Source organism: Candidatus Clostridium radicumherbarum (genome assembly GCF_045310525.1).
Classification (GTDB): domain Bacteria; phylum Bacillota; class Clostridia; order Clostridiales; family Clostridiaceae; genus Clostridium_AT; species Clostridium_AT radicumherbarum.
In genome coordinates this window covers 260,054-275,768 of record NZ_JBJHZY010000002.1, presented here as the reverse complement: position 1 = coordinate 275,768, position 15,715 = coordinate 260,054, and the positions used below count along the sequence as shown (strand labels likewise).

12 protein-coding genes are annotated in these 15,715 nt (G+C 33.9%); all 12 read left to right on the top strand.

Features of this window, described 5'->3' with window-relative positions; all coding sequences use genetic code 11:
* Window positions 1–210: 210 nt before the first annotated feature.
* The 12 genes from ACJDUH_RS11090 to ACJDUH_RS11035 all read left to right on the top strand — a co-directional run bounded on the left by ACJDUH_RS11090 (window position 211) and on the right by ACJDUH_RS11035 (window position 15,714).
* Window positions 211–1,095 carry an ROK family protein gene (locus tag ACJDUH_RS11090; protein ID WP_406765263.1) on the top strand — a complete coding sequence of 295 codons (885 nt, stop codon included), beginning with the start codon at window positions 211–213 and terminating at the stop codon, window positions 1,093–1,095.
* An 87-nt stretch (window positions 1,096–1,182) separates the two neighbouring features.
* Window positions 1,183–1,665, top strand: a complete 483-nt coding sequence (locus ACJDUH_RS11085) for a NanQ anomerase/TabA/YiaL family protein (protein WP_406765262.1) — start codon at window positions 1,183–1,185, stop codon at window positions 1,663–1,665.
* Between the two features lie 33 nt (window positions 1,666–1,698).
* On the top strand, window positions 1,699–2,430 hold the full coding sequence (locus ACJDUH_RS11080) for a GntR family transcriptional regulator (protein WP_406765261.1): 732 nt from the start codon (window positions 1,699–1,701) through the stop codon (window positions 2,428–2,430).
* A 381-nt stretch (window positions 2,431–2,811) separates the two neighbouring features.
* The gene (locus ACJDUH_RS11075) at window positions 2,812–3,513 is read left to right on the top strand and encodes an N-acetylmannosamine-6-phosphate 2-epimerase (protein WP_406765260.1); all 702 of its coding nucleotides are present in this window, start codon (window positions 2,812–2,814) and stop codon (window positions 3,511–3,513) included.
* 54 nt (window positions 3,514–3,567) lie between these two features.
* Window positions 3,568–4,899 (top strand): ABC transporter substrate-binding protein, encoded by a 1,332-nt coding sequence (locus ACJDUH_RS11070; protein ID WP_406765259.1) that lies wholly within the window; start codon window positions 3,568–3,570, stop codon window positions 4,897–4,899.
* Between the two features lie 55 nt (window positions 4,900–4,954).
* The gene (locus tag ACJDUH_RS11065) at window positions 4,955–5,881 is read left to right on the top strand and encodes a carbohydrate ABC transporter permease (RefSeq protein ID WP_406765258.1); all 927 of its coding nucleotides are present in this window, start codon (window positions 4,955–4,957) and stop codon (window positions 5,879–5,881) included.
* A 3-nt stretch (window positions 5,882–5,884) separates the two neighbouring features.
* Window positions 5,885–6,730 carry a carbohydrate ABC transporter permease gene (locus tag ACJDUH_RS11060; protein WP_406765257.1) on the top strand — a complete coding sequence of 282 codons (846 nt, stop codon included), beginning with the start codon at window positions 5,885–5,887 and terminating at the stop codon, window positions 6,728–6,730.
* 27 nt (window positions 6,731–6,757) lie between these two features.
* Complete coding sequence (locus ACJDUH_RS11055) at window positions 6,758–7,672, top strand: dihydrodipicolinate synthase family protein (RefSeq protein WP_406765256.1); 915 nt, start codon at window positions 6,758–6,760, stop codon at window positions 7,670–7,672.
* 102 nt (window positions 7,673–7,774) lie between these two features.
* Window positions 7,775–8,734: an alpha/beta fold hydrolase gene (locus ACJDUH_RS11050; protein WP_406765255.1), complete on the top strand. Its 960-nt coding sequence runs from the start codon at window positions 7,775–7,777 to the stop codon at window positions 8,732–8,734.
* A gap of 510 nt (window positions 8,735–9,244) precedes the next feature.
* The gene (locus tag ACJDUH_RS11045) at window positions 9,245–13,279 is read left to right on the top strand and encodes an NPCBM/NEW2 domain-containing protein (RefSeq protein WP_406765254.1); all 4,035 of its coding nucleotides are present in this window, start codon (window positions 9,245–9,247) and stop codon (window positions 13,277–13,279) included.
* A 279-nt stretch (window positions 13,280–13,558) separates the two neighbouring features.
* Complete coding sequence (locus ACJDUH_RS11040; RefSeq protein WP_406765253.1) at window positions 13,559–14,443, top strand: cytochrome c biogenesis CcdA family protein; 885 nt, start codon at window positions 13,559–13,561, stop codon at window positions 14,441–14,443.
* Window positions 14,444–14,514: 71 nt separating this feature from the next.
* Complete coding sequence (locus tag ACJDUH_RS11035) at window positions 14,515–15,714, top strand: hypothetical protein (protein WP_406765252.1); 1,200 nt, start codon at window positions 14,515–14,517, stop codon at window positions 15,712–15,714.
* Window position 15,715 lies beyond the last annotated feature (1 nt).

The following is a 15,715-nucleotide window of genomic DNA, read 5'->3' as shown; positions in this document are numbered from 1 at the left end:
TATAATATTACTTTGCAATTTATACAAATACAATAGCTCCAATAAAAAGAAATAAGGTATTCCTAAATTTAACTATATGCTCATTTATTAATTTTATTTAACTAGATAACTGTATCTTATTTTTGTATATATAGAAGTTCTATTGTCTAGACAAAAAATAAAACAAATGCTATACTCTAAGTAAGTTATTATATTATTTGAGAGGTAATAATGAAAATTTTAGGTATAGATATTGGTGGTACAGCTATTAAGATTGGTATTATAAATGAATATGGAGATATTTATGAAAGTAGAGAAATACCTACCTTAGCTAATGAGGGTGGTGAAGCTTTGATGAATAGAATTTTAAATGTAATTGGAGAATATAAGAATCTGGACAAGATTGGAATAAGCACTGCTGGTCAGGTGGATACTCTTGAAGGCAAAATCATATTTGCAACAGAGAATATTCCGGGCTGGACAGGAATGAAGATTAAAAGAAGAATAGAACAGGCGTATGAAATACCAGTTGCAGTAGAAAATGATGTAAATGCAGCAGCAATAGGTGAAGCCTACTACGGAGCCGCTAAGAACTACAAAAGCTTTTTATGTCTAGCTTATGGCACAGGAATCGGAGGAGCTATTATTGAAGAAGGTAAAGTCTATAAAGGGGCTTTTGGGTCTGCCGGTGAATTTGGGCATATTATAACTCATGTCGGTGGAAAAAACTGCACTTGTGGTGGTCAAGGCTGTTATGAGGCTTACGCATCTACTACAGCATTAGTAAACAAGGTGAAAAAGGAATTAAATATTGAATATGTGGATGGGAGAATAATTTTTAAGCTCTTGGAAGAAGGAAACTTAGTTGTTCAAAGAATACTTCATGAATGGTTGTATGAGATAATTATAGGACTAGTTAGCATAGTTCACATTTTTAATCCTTCTCTAATAGTGCTTGGAGGCGGAATAATGGCTAGAAATTATATAATTGATTATATAAATGAAAATCTGCCAAAATATCTAATGGAAAACTATAAGAAGGTCAAAGTCATAGGTGCAAAGCTCGGGAATAATGCTGGAATATTAGGGGCAGCACATTTGTCTATAGTAGGATAAAATAAATTAACTTGTATTTACATTATAGATATGTATATACAAGTTAATTTTGACAGTATATAATTAAATTACAAAAATTAGGCTGATTTGAAGAAAGTTAAAGTAAAAGAGGTAATTGAATTGATATTTGCTAATATTAAAGATGTACAAAGGTATGAAAATCTTAATATTAATTTTATAAAAGCATTTAAATTCTTAAATAGAGAAGGTTTAAATGAGCTGTTACCAGGAAAGTATGAAATAGATGGTGATCATGTATATGCTTTAGTACAAGAGTATGAAACTAAGGAATTAGACAATGTAAAATATGAGGCACATCAAAAATATATTGATATACAGTACATGGTTTATGGGCAGGAGATGGTTGGTTATTGCAATATAGATAATCTTACCACTTCAACACCTTACAATAGGGAAAGTGATTATATTCTGCTAGATGGAGATGGAGAAATGCTTCTTCTTAGAAGTAAGGAATTTTTTGTTTTCTTTCCAGAGGATGCCCATTTGCCAGGCATTAAAGCTGCAGAAAAATTAAAAGTTAAAAAAGTAGTTATTAAGGTTAGAATATAATTTGTAAAAAGCACTTGGAAAAGGAGTTATTATATGGTAGATAAAAATTCAATAGTTCCAATTTATGCTCAATTAGAGGAACTTATTAAACAAAAGATCAAGGAAGGTGTTTATCTGAAAGGTGAAGCACTTCCAACTGAAAGAGAACTAACAGAACTTTTTGGAGTAAGCAGAATGACTATAAGGCAAGCAATTTCTAATCTTGTTTATGAAGGTGTTTTATATAGAATAAGAGGGAAAGGTGCCTTCGTATCAAAAGAGCTAATTGAAAAAAAGATAGAAATTGAAAGCTTTAGTGATGACATGAAAAAAAGAGGACTTACCCCTAGCAGCAAAGTCATATTCTTTGAAAAAATAACTCCAGATGAAGAAGTTAGGCTAAAGCTTAAATTAAGAGAGGATGAGAAGGTCTATTTTTTAAATAGACTAAGGCTAGCAAATAATGAACCTATGGCCATAGAATATTGTTATCTTCCTGAAAAATATTTTCCAGGTCTTACTAAATATAACTTAATAGAATGTTCTCTTTATACAATAATGAAGGAAGAATATAATGTGGCTTTTAACTACATGAAACAAAATATAAAAGCTATAAATATAAGTAAAAAAGAAGCGGATATGCTCTTAGGCAAGTCTAAGGGAGTTGGACTTGTATCTTTTAAGATAATATACAATGAGGATGAAAATCCTGTTGAATACACAAAAACTATTTATCATCATGAGAGATATTCTTTTGATATGATAATACTTAATAATAATCGCTAATTTGAAAGGATGGTTGCATAATATTTAAATATTTTGCAAATGTCCTTTTTTAATTATAATTTTATTATTGTATATACAAGGATAGTGTTATATATATAATCAAAATATTGTATATATAATTTTATCTTTGTATAGACAAAAATAAAACAAGGTGCTATAATTAATTTAACAGTTAGACAGAGAACATAAAGTAAAGGTTTTCAAAATTACTTGATTATAATTAAAAAAGTAAGAAATGATTTCTCTAGAAAAATATATGATTGTCTTGAAAATAAAGAAAAATAGGAAACTCCACAAATAATTGTTTTCTACAAGTAAGGAATACAGGAGACACAACAATTGATAATTGTTGTGTACAATTAAGGAATACAGGAGGGTAAGATGGAAGATTTTAAGGAGGATGTACTTAATAAAATAAAAGGAGGTTTGATTGTATCTTGCCAAGCTTTAGAAGATGAACCGCTTCATAGTTCAGTTATTATGACACGGATGGCAAGGGCAGCTCAAATAGGCGGAGCTGTGGGAATTAGAGCTAATTCAAAAGAGGATTGTATTGAAATAAAAAAGAATATAGATTTGCCACTTATAGCTATTAATAAAAAGATATATGGGACTTATGATGTTTTTATAACTCCTACTATTAAGGAAGTCAAAGACCTACTTCCAGCTAATTCTGAAATAATCGCAGTTGATGCTACCAAAAGACTTAGGCCAGATGGTAAATCACTTGAAGAATTTGTTAGAGAGATTAGAAAAATATATAATGGAATGTTACTAGCAGATATATCTACCTACGAGGAAGCAATTGAAGCTGAAAAACTTGGCTTTGAAATGGTTTCAACCACACTAAGCGGGTATACAGATTATACTTTAGATAGACCTAAACCAGATGTTAAATTAATAGAAGAATTAAGTAAGGTTTTAACAATTCCAATAATTGCAGAAGGAAATGTTGATACTCCAAATTATGCAGCAGAATGCTTAAAGGCAGGAGCCTGGTCAGTAGTTGTTGGCGGTGCAATAACAAGACCTCAACTCATAACTAAAAAATTTGTAGACACAGTTAAAGAAGTCTCACTTTAAACAACATGTTATTTCAAAAAATAACTAAAATAAATATTTATTAAGGGGGAAAAAATGAAAAATATTAAATTATTATCATTAGTTCTAGCTATTACTACGGCAGCAACTGTTATTACAGGTTGCAGCAAGACCCAATCTACTGATACTTCAAAAACAACAAATAATAAGCAAGTGGAAATAACTTGGTGGGATTATCCAAATTATCAATCAGGCACAGCAGGAGATTATGAGAAAAAGATTATTGAAAACTTTAACAAAAAGTATCCTAATATTAAGGTCAATCTTCAAATGATAGACTTTGCAAGCGGTCCACAAAAACTTAATACTGCAATAGCATCAAATTCAGCCCCAGATTTAGTTTATGACTATCCAGGTAGAATAATAGACTATGCTAGAAACGGTGTAATGGCACCATTAGATGATATGTTTACAGATAACTTTAAGAAGGATGTTCCCCAGGCAATTACTGACGCATGTAAATTAGATGGACACTATTATATGTATCCAATTAATACTGCACCTAATATGATGGTATTTAATAAAACTATGTTAGACAAAGCAGGACTTACAAGCATGCTTCCATTAAATAAACCAGATAGATTATGGACAGATGATGAATATTATGCGCTTTTAAAGGCAATAAAGGAAAAGGTTCCAGGAATAGCAGCACCATCTGCAGTTTATGCTAAGTCTAGCGCTGGAGACCAAGGAACAAGACCTTATATTGCAAATATGGGTGGTGGTCAAGTAATCGCAAGCGATTTATCCAAATATACAATAAATAGTGCTGATAACGTTAAAGCACTTCAATGGATTGTTGATTCAGTAAAATCTGGATTAACATTAAAAGGTGGAGAAGCTCTTACCTCTAATGATATGATTGATATGTTCTTACAACAAAAGATAGCTGTATCTATTTTATATAATCCAGTACTTAAGGCATCAAGTCAGGCAAAGAAATCAGCTCCTTTTGAGGAAGTGTATGTACCATATCCAACACCAAGTGCTTCGCAAAAACCTTTCCTTGAAGCTTTTGTTGGAGGAATAGGAATTTTTGATAACAAAGATAAGGATAAAGTTGAAGCAGCTAAAAAACTTGTAGATTTTATTGCAAATGATCCATCTACTTTTAAAGAAAATTTAGTTGCTACAGGTGGTTTTTCAGTAAGATCTTCAGTAACAGGTTTATATAATGATGCAGAAGCAAAGTATAGTGAAAGTATGATAAAATATTTAGGAACCTATTATAATGCTGTTCCAGGTTTTGCTGAAATGAGAACCTATTATTTCCCAATGCTGCAGCAAGTATTACTTGGACAAACAACGGCACAAAAAGGCTTAGATGACTTTGTTACTAAGGCTAACGCAACCTTAACAAAAAAGTAGTTAATAATATGGGGTGGGTAAAACCACTCCATATAATTTTAATGGAGGTGGTTACATGCAACAAATTCCTGCAAAAGTAGAAACCAACAGGGCCATTAAGAAAAAAATAAGTAAATCCGATGTAAAAGAGTGGATTTCAGCTTACCTTTTCCTTGCACCAATGCTGGTTTTATTTATTACTTTTGTTGTTTATCCAATGATTAAAGGTATTTATATAAGCTTTTTTGATTATTCACTTAGAAATTTTAAATTTATTGGGCTTGATAATTACAGGTCTTTACTTCAGGATGAGGTGTTCAAGAAATCCTTAGTAAATACTTTATTAATAGTTTTAGGAACTGTACCCTTTGTAATACTTATTGCATTATTTGTATCTGTTAATATATATAAAAAACCAACCGGCATTCGATCTTTCTTTAGAGGAGTTTTTTACCTTCCTACAGTGGCTTCAGTAGTTAGTATAACTGTAGTATGGGGATGGATTTTCCACCCTAATTATGGAATATTAAATTATTTAACCGGAAAGATTGGCATGCAGCCCATAGGGTGGCTGGGAGATCCAAGTACAGCCTTAAAATGCATAATCGCTGTGTTAATTACCTTATCCGTAGGGCAACCAATAATTTTATATGTTGCTGCCTTAGGAAATGTACCAGCTTCATATGTAGAAGCAGCAGAAATTGATGGTGCAACATCTTGGCAGATATTTAGAAAAATAACATGGCCATTACTTATGCCAACAACCTTATATATAGTTATTATAACTACAATTAATTCTTTCCAATGCTTTTCTATAATTCAGCTATTAACTTCTGGTGGGCCCGCTTTTTCAACAGAAACTATTATGTATCTAGTTTATGAAAGAGCTTTTACCCTGAATAAATATGGCTTAGCATCCTCAATGGGTGTTGTCCTTGCAGTTATAATAATGGTTATATCAATAATACAGTACAAATTCTTTGGAAATGAAGTTGATTACTAAAATATGGAGGTGAATTTCTTGAAGATAAAAACAAAGTTTTCAGCACGTGGAATAATTTTTATGAGTATAATAATTGTTCTTACAATTATATTTTTGTTTCCTTTTTATTGGATAGTAACTGGAGCTTTTAAGCCGCAAAATGTAACAATACAAATACCGCCGCAGTGGTTTCCTGCTAATCCTACTTTAGAAAACTTTAAGGAACTTGCAAAAAACCCACTTATTAGCTGGACCTTTAATAGCTTTTTTATATCCTTTTGTACTATGATTGTTGTATGCTTAACTGCAACTATGGCTGGATATGCACTTGCAAAGAAAAAGTTTCCAGGTAGGAATATATTATTCTGGTCACTAATAATTGCTATGGCGCTTCCTAAGCAAGTAGTAATGATACCTCTTTTTACAATACTATCTAAGCTTCATTGGATAAACACTTACCAAGCTCTTATACTTCCTGCAGCAGGCTGGCCCTTTGGAGTATTTTTAATGAAGCAGTTTTCACAAGGCATACCAGGAGAGCTTCTAGAAGCTTCAAAAATTGATGGTGCCTCAGAAATAAGAACTTTTATAAATGTAGTTATACCACTAGTAAAACCAGGAGTTGGAGCCTTGGCTATTTTTACATTTATTTCTTCATGGAATGATTATTTTATGCAGCTTATAATAATTAGAAGTTCTAAAATGATGACATTGCCACTGGGTGTTGCACTAATGCAGCAAGAATTTACTACAAACTATGGAGCAATTATGGCAGGTGCAGCAATTGCCTCATTACCAATGATTATAATATTTATAGTTTTCCAAAATTACTTTACACAAGGTATTACTATGGGAGCTGTAAAGGGCTAAAATTTAATAGAGGATGGTGTAAATTTTATGAATTTTAATAGAGAAGATTTAAAAGGAATATTCATTGCATTCTATGCTTGTTTCGATAAAGACAACAATATAAGCGAAGAAGCTACTAAAAAATTAGCTAGATTTTATGCAGATAAAGGTGTTAAGGGATTATATGTAGGTGGAAGTTCTGGAGAAGGATTTCTTCTTACTGTGGAGGAAAGAAAAAAGATGCTTGAAGCAGTAATGAGCGAAGTGGGCTCTGAATTAAAGATTATTGTTCATGTAGGCGCTGCTGCAACAAAAGATAGTATTGAACTTTCAAAACATGCAGAAAAGGTAGGAGCTTATGCCCTATCTGCTGTTCCAAATGTATATTATAAGATACCTGAAAGAAGCATTGAACTACATTGGAAAAATATAATGGATAGTGCAGACCTTCCATTTATTATATATAACATTCCACAAACCACAGGCTATGACCTTTCAATTAATCTATTACAAAAGATGTTATCTTATCCTAAGGTTGTCGGAATTAAAAATAGCAGCATGAGTACTTATGATATTCAAAAATTTAAAGCTATAGGTGGAAAAAATTTATTAGTATTTAATGGCCCTGATGAGCAATATATATCAGGCAGAATCATGGGTGCAGATTCTGGAATTGGTGGTACCTATGGGGTCATGCCAGAGCTGTTTTTAAAGGCCGAAGAATATTATTCAAAGGGTGATATTGACAAAGCTCAGGAAGTACAATACGCTATAAACGAAATAATTGGAGATTTACTTTCATTTCCATCACTATATGGTGCTGCAAAGGAAATCGTTAAATTAAGAGGAATAGATGTTGGAACCACAAGACTTCCCTTAGAGCCAATTGATGAAGAAGATTTACCTAGAATAAAAGCTATATATGAAAAAATTATTAGGGCAGTTGAAAAATACTCTGCTTAAAACAATATAAATAGAAATAACATTTTGGTGTAGCTGCACTTTTTAATGCAGTCTATGCCTATTTTTATACAAATAAAATAAATCTTTAGAGGTGATTAAATAATGCCAATGTTAGATATGGATTTAGAGAGTCTAAGAGAGTATAAAGGAATTAATCCTTGCCCAAAGGATTTTGATGAATATTGGGCTGAAGCACTAAAAGAACTAGATTCAGTGAAGCCTTGCGTAGAATTTATTCCTAGTGATTTTAAAACATCTTATGCAGATTGCTTCAATATGTATTTCACTGGAGTCAAAGGTGCTAGAATACATGCTAAATATTTAAAGCCTAAAAATGTAAAAGAAAAGCATCCTGCACTTATAATGTTTCATGGTTATAGAGGAAACTCTGGTGATTGGGTAGATAAGCTTCCTTATGTAGCTATGGGTTATACTGTAGTAGCTATGGATTGCAGAGGACAAGGAGGACTTTCACAAGATATAGGTGATTTTAACGGTGTCACTTATGGGGGACATATAATTAGGGGACTTGAAGATAAGTCATCTAATTTATTGTTTAGACATGTATTCTTAGATACTGCACAACTTGCAAGAATAGTTATGGATATGGAAGATGTAGATTCAAACAGAGTTGGTGTTACTGGCTATTCTCAAGGTGGCGGCTTAACCATAGCTTGTGCCGCTTTAGAACCTAGGATTAAAAAAATAGCACCAGTTTATCCATTTTTAAGCGATTATAAGAGAGTGTGGCAAATGGATCTTGCAAAAGAGGCCTATGAGGAATTAAATTATTATTTTAGGTTTTTTGACCCACTACATAAAAGAGAAGATGAGATATTTACTAAATTAGGCTATATTGATGTAAAAAATTTAGCTAAAAACATTAAAAGCGAAGTATTATTTACAGCAACATTATTAGATAATATATGCCCTCCATCAACACAATTTGCTATATATAATAGACTTTGCTGCAAAAAAGAATTAAGGATATATAGCGACTTTGGACACGAAGCTTTACCTATGACTAATGATGCTATTTTTCAATTTATGAGCAATTTATAAATAAAGGCCATCATGTTGATATTTTATTATGTCAATATGATGGCCTTTGGCTTTTATATTAGTGTTATAAACCCTCGCCTCCAGCTTCTTTGTAATACAGGGAAAGTGGGAGTTGGGGGTTATTTTCTTTAAATACTGATGTAAGCAAATAAACATTTTTTATAGCAGGATGGGGCAATATATCTATTTATATATATAAATATGATTCTTCTCGCGGCATTTCAAGTCAAAAAATGGGGCTATTTACATAATGTAATCGTAAATAAAATATTGTAATAGGAAGAAATTGGTGTAAAAATAAAGAGGTAAGACTAAAACTTATTAATTGAAGCTTATAAAAATATATCAAGGTTAAAGGAGGTGAAAATAGAAAAGGTTTTCTACAAATGAGGGGAATTTATTGAAAAACAAAGCATAAGCCGTTCACAGGACTACAATACGAAGGAAAACCATTTGCATATGTATTATGAGTATTGTTTAAATTCATAGAAAATTGAGGAGGACTGTTTAATGAAAAAATTTCTATCTTTAGGTTTGACTGTAGCACTAGCTATTACTCAGCTAAACCTGGGAATTTTAACACCAACTCTAAAGGTAAAGGCAGAGACGCAGACACAAAGTGTGGCCACTGCTGAAACACCACCAATGGGGTGGAACAGCTGGAATAAATACGGTGGAAACATTACTGAGGATTTAATTAAAGGTATGGCAGATGCCATGGTGGCTTCAGGTATGAAGGATGCTGGATACGAGTATATAAATTTGGATGATGGATGGATGACCTCTGAAGTGGACGAAAATGGGGTTCCAAAGATAGATTATAAGAAGTTTCCAAATGGTATCAAACCTTTGGCAGATTATATACACAACAAAGGTTTAAAGCTTGGAATTTATCTTTCTAATGGAACAAAAACCTGCATGGGCTTGGCATCATCCCTATTGCATGAAGAAGCAACTGCCAAAGCATTTGCAGAATGGGGAGTTGACTACTTAAAATATGATTGGTGCAACAATGAATTTGTAAGTCAATATGCACCGGATATTGATAAAATTGATATAACTAAGGGAACATTTACAGCTTCCTACGAGGCTGAGGCAGTTGAGAATACATTAGCAGGTGGAGCCCAGGTTGTAACTGCAACTGGAACCTCCAATGGAAAAAAAGTCAGCAATATCGGAAATAACAAAGGCACTTTGACCTTTAATAAAGTTATTGTACCTGAAGATGGAACATACACAGTAAAGGTTTCCTACATTAATGGTGATTATAACAACAGAATAGCCTACACTAGTGTAAACGGTGCCATAGGGACTAAGCACTTTTTCCCTGGAATACGTGGGAATTGGAGTACTGTGCAAACTCAGGCATTCAGTGTGGATTTAAAATCCGGTGAGAATACTATTACCATTTATAATCCGATGTCAACTTCTGCGCAAAGAGCAGAAGAACAGTATTCCTGGATGAGTGATGCATTAAAGAACTCGGGAAGACCAATTATATTCAGCCTTTGTGAATGGGGATCAAGTCAACCTTGGCTATGGGGTAAGAATGTTGGGCAACTCTGGAGAACCACCGGTGATATAAGTGATAATTGGTCAAGCATGACAAGCATTACGGATCAAAATGCTGTTCTTGCTCAATATGCAGGTCCTAACGGCTGGAATGATCCGGATATGCTGGAAGTTGGTAATGGCGGTATGACAACCACAGAATACCGCTCGCACTTTAGTCTGTGGTCTATAATGGCTGCTCCGCTAATAACCGGTAATGATTTAGCTAATATGTCTGCTGCAACAAAAGAAATACTTTTAAATAAGGAAGTTATTGCAGTGGATCAGGATTCACTTGGAAAACAGGGAGTTAAGGTTCATGATTATGGTGACCAGGAAGTATTTGCTAAGCCTTTGGCAAATGGTGATGTAGCCGTTGTATTGTTCAATAGGGCTGCCATTGCTGCAACTATAAGCACAACTCCACAGGAAATAGGTATCGAATCAGCTGCTGCTTATAAGTTACGTGATTTATGGAGCCATACAGATATGCTTACATCAGGAGTTATAAGTGCCAGTGTTCCATCACATGGAGTTGCAATGTACAGAATCAGCAAGGCTCAGGGAAATGAGGAAATATCACCGCTTTTAAGTATGTCTTTCACAGGTGACACTTTATTAGAAACAGGAAAATCAGGTAAACTATCAGCTACAGTAACAAATAATGGTACTGCAGAAGTCAGCAATGTTAACATAAATCTAGCAGGCCAAACAGGATGGACATTTAATGCTGTAACTCCTGTAACCTTTGATAAGTTAGCACCTGGTCAGTCCTTAAGTGTGCAATGGACCTTCACAGTACCTGTTGATGCACAGATTGGAGCCACAAGCATTAAAGCTAATATGAGCTATGCTTATGGTATAAATCATAGCGGAAGTCTCTCTACAGAGACAACGGTTACTGTACCTGCACCGGCTCCAACTGATGATGCATATCTGAGTGATTTAACTTGGACTAGCAACAAGGTTGGATGGGGTACCGTCAAGAAAGATAAGAGTATTGACGGCAATACTATAAAAATAGGAGGCATAACCTATACAAAAGGTTTAGGACTGCATGCAGAAGCAGATACCCAGTATTATTTAGGTGGAAATTACTCTAGATTTACTGCAGCTGTTGGTATAGACTCTGAAGTCGGAAGCAGAGGATCAGTAGTATTCCAGGTATTTGGAGACGGTGTTAAGCTCTATGACAGCGGTATCGTAAAAGGTGGAGTGGCTGCCAAAGCGGTTGATGTAGATATTACAGGAGTAAAGATGCTGAAACTTATTGTTACAAATGGTGGGGATGACATCAATTATGACCATGCAGATTGGGCAAATGCATTTGTTAAAGCAGTTCCGGCACAAGTTAAGCTAGAGACCGTTACCTCAGACAGTATAGATGCAGGAAGCAGCGGAAATGTTACTGTCAGCTTTACAAATACAAGTTTAGCTGTACTCAAAAACTTTACTGCTAGCTTAGTGCTTCCTCAAGGATGGTCTGCAGAAGCTCAAACTCCAGCTTCTTTTGACAGTATAGAGGCAGGACAGAAGGTAACAGTAACCTGGAAGGCTGCAAGACCTGCGGACTATAATTCTTCCACAGGAACTACAGGTATAAAGGTATTTGCAAATTATACCTATGGTGAAGACAATAAGACCGGAGAATATTCTAAGACAATACAAATTACCACCTTACCTATTGCACCAAAGAACGATGCTTTTTTAAGTGATATAAACTGGTTAAGTTCTATTAATGCTTGGGGACCGGTTGAAAAGGATAGGAGCAACGGTGAATCCGCTTCTGGTGACGGCAATACTATAACTATAAATGGTGTAAAATATGCAAAAGGTTTAGGTGTGCATGCTGTATCAACAATTGAGTACCATATAGGCAAGAATTTCAGCAGATTTACTGCCGCAGTTGGTATTGATGATGAAGTAATCGGCAAGACAGGGACTCCAACCTCTGTAATATTCCAGGTATGGGGAGATGGCACTAAGCTTTGGGAAAGCCCTGCTATGACAGTAGGGGATCCTGCAATACCTGTAAATGTAGATATTACCGGAGTAAAATTATTAAAGCTTGTTGCAACAAATGGCGTAGATGGAATAAATAATGACCATGGAGATTGGGCTAATGCCATGATAAAAGCTGCTTTAAAGGATGTAAGTTTAACTACAGATAAGACCTTAATTGGAGCTAAGGATACTGCAAACCTTAGTGTAACAGGCACGGTAGTAAGTGGTGAAGCAGCAGACCTTAGTGGAGCTGCAAAAGTATTTACAAGTAGTGACGAGAATATTGCTGTGGTAGACGAAAATGGAAAGGTTACAGCAAAAGGTGACGGAAAGGCTATAATAAAAGTAACTGTGACTAAGGATGGAATAACCCGTGAAGCAAGTATAGATATCACAGCGGATGTTACAGCACCAACATTTGACATTACCGGAATAAAAGATGGTGATGCTGTTAAGTTAAATCAAGATATAACAGTATCCTGGACTGCAGCAGATAATCTCTCTGGAGTGGCATCTGCTTCCGGAGGTATAACAAGCGGTTCTAAATTAGATACAAGCAAAATCGGACCTAAAACATTGACTTTCACAGCAACGGATAATGCAGGCAACATTGCAACAAAGACTATAACATATAATGTACAATATGTTTATAGTGGTGTATTAGATCCAATAAATAGCGATGGCTCAAAGATATTCAAGCTTGGAAGCACCATACCTGTAAAATTCCAGCTTAAGGATGCAAAAGATGCTTGTGTAGCTGATGCAACTGCAAAATTGTATATTGCAAAAGTTGTTGATAACAAAGTAGGACCTGAAAACCCAGCAACTTCTACTTCTGGCGCTTCAGAAGAAAACAAATTCAGATATGACAGTGCAAGCAATCAGTATATCTTTAATCTTAGTACTAAGGATTTAACTGCAGGTACTTACCAAATCAGGATTGACCAAGCTGATGGAACAATAAATACTGTAGCTATAGAATTAAGATAAAAAATTAAAGAGGTTGTGGAAAGTATTGGTTTACTTCATCTACAGCCTCTACTTTGAATGACTAACTTGTTACACCACCAAAGAAGCCTTGGAGCTTATTGTTTGATAGTGCCTCCAGTTATCTAATGAAAAATCAATTTTACACAGATTTTCACATATGCTATAATTCAAATATATGGTAATATGTGGATAAAACTCGTTGGATCTGGAAGGAAATGCTTGAAAATCTTGTACAAAATCAGATACTAATATAAAGAGATAGATGGAGGAACAACAGATATGAGCGGAAAGGCTTTGAAATTTATTGCCTTATTCTTTATTTTATTCTTGATTGGATCAATTATATTTTTAAGTAGTAAGTTCACAATCTTCGGAAATCTTCAAGGGGTTTTGACAAATGATAGTTTGGAAAGCCTGATAGTAAATAACATCAGGAATTCAGGAGGAACTATCGGTTTTATAGTTTTATTAATTGCAGGAATGATAGATGGAATAAATCCATGTGCTTTATCAATGCTGTTTTTCTTTTTAATTTTTGTGATTTCAATTAAGGACCGGAAATCAAATGTGTTGTTAGTAGGAATTTTGTTTGCAGCAGGTTCTTTTTTATCATACTTTTTGGCGGGTTTGGGGCTGCTCAAGATAATCTACTATGCCAGGTATGTAAAATATTTAAATATTGTACTATTTGCTTTGGCTTCACTACTTGCATTTGTTTTTGCATACTTCAATATTGCCGATGCTATAAATGCAAAACTAGATAACCTAAAAGATATCAAACTTAAGCTTCCGTCTAAAAATAAAGAATTCATTCACAACTTAATTCGTAAAATTGCACTATTTAAATTTAGGTATTTAGTAGCATTTCTTCTGGGATTTTTAGTGACACTTTCTGAATTATTATGTACCGGTCAAATCTATCTTGTAACATTAATGTCCGTAAATATGGAGCTGGGTATAATTAAGATATTACATTTGGTAGTATTTAACATTGGATTCATAATACCTATATTAATTTTAAGCTTTCTTGTATATAAAGGCAGAGAAGTTATGTCAATGTCCGAAGTTGTACTGGATAATATGTGGATTATAAAGCTTATAACAGCTGTGATTATGCTTGTTCTTGGCAGCTATACGTTATTGAATTTCTTATCGGTTATTTAGAGTGTATAATTCTAGACAAGCATTACGAAGCTAGTCAAGATCATCTGTTAGATGGATTGGAGGAAATCTAAGTGAATAGGTGGAGGAAAGGAGTTTTTTTGTTAGCTTCTATTATATTTTTTATAGGAGTGAGAGTCAATGTCTTTGCAGAAGATTCGGGGTTACTGACTAATTTGAAAAATGTTCCTATATATACAAATGAGGAATTTAATAAAGCTCCTATAAGGCTTGAAATATTTACAGCAAGCTGGTGCAGCCGTTGTGCAAGGCTAAAACCTGAGCTTCCTGAAATTATATATAAGAAATATCACAAGGAGCAGGTAGCCATGAGAATCTATCAAATCGATGATGGCACCGCTGCACCACATTTAATGGATTTGGAGAATAAAGTTAATATACCGGCAGCTGCTAAAGGGTCTGTACCAAGTATATTCATCAATGAGACTTACTATTATGCAGGATATGATTCAGATATCAGTAAAAAACTATTGGAAGATATAGATGCCATTATAAATGGAAGGAAAGTACCCAATGGTGGAAATATAACGGTAAATACAGGAGATAAAACTGAGAAAAATGGAGTCAGCGATAATGGAAGTGGAACAATAGAAAAAAGGTTGACAAAGGCCTTTAACATTTTCATGTCCGGGCTTGGGGATAGCATAAATTTCTATTTAATCTTGTTATGCTATTTAAGTTATATTTATTTTATTGATAGTAAAAAGAAAAAGAAATTACTTATAACATTAACTTATTTTATAGGGATGTTTATGACGAATATAATTATATTGCAAGGGCAGCTTCCGCTAATCTGCAATAAATCATATATATCAATATTTAAGATTACATTTACCTTATTTAGTATATATTTGTTATACAATATTTTAGAAGCAGCAATGAATAAATTGTTTTATGGTAAAGTGAAATTTTCCAGGATTTCAAGATCATTTCTAAAAAGTTTGGCAAATGTACTTAACAGTAGTTATGGATATTTAATATCTGCGGTCATAGGACTTTTAATAATGTACAGTCAGGTTTCTAATATAGATTCTCACTATATCGATATGTTTGCAGAAATCAATGTGAGCATTTTGACTTGGAATAAGTTAGCAAAGGTGTTTTCTTACACATTAGGTGTGGCATTCCCTATTATATTATTAGGAATAGTTATGCATACTTGGAGTAGGCTGAGAAAGTTTGCTAAGGCTGATATTCCTATAATGCAGTACAGTAAGAAGTCATTGAATCATAATTCTAAAAGGTGGAATTAAC